This is a genomic window from Pseudoalteromonas sp. S4492 (assembly GCF_005886115.1).
In the GTDB taxonomy this organism is placed as follows: Bacteria; Pseudomonadota; Gammaproteobacteria; order Enterobacterales; family Alteromonadaceae; genus Pseudoalteromonas; species Pseudoalteromonas gelatinilytica.
Window position 1 is genome coordinate 1 of the sequence record NZ_PNCP01000270.1, and the last position, 315, is coordinate 315.

Annotated in this window: 1 protein-coding gene; it reads right to left on the minus strand. The window is 46.0% G+C overall.

All coding sequences use genetic code 11. The features are described 5' to 3' along the window. Positions 1–80: 80 nt before the first annotated feature. Positions 81–315 (minus strand): hypothetical protein (locus CWC28_RS22395; protein ID WP_212746829.1); only part of this gene is annotated, 235 nt, incomplete at its 5' end.

The window sequence follows — 315 nt, forward strand, 5'->3', positions numbered from 1 at the left end:
ACAGTCGTATTGTTATTGGATTAAGTACTTCATTCGCTATCATCACTTGAAACACCCACAGGATTTAGGGCCTGATCATGTCAGACAGTTTTTGACTTATCTTGCCGTTCAGCGCCGGGTTGCCCCCCACGGCTAAATCTTGAAAGTTCTTGCCTCGCAAGGATTTCAGCCAGATAGCGCGTACTCATAGCCGCCTTTTTCTGCTTTCTCTTCAGGCCAGTATCGATCGCACCACGCTTTTTACTCTTATCATAAGAACGCCTGACGGTCTTACTATCTATGGGCAATAACATCACTTGCAGATGCCTCATGACA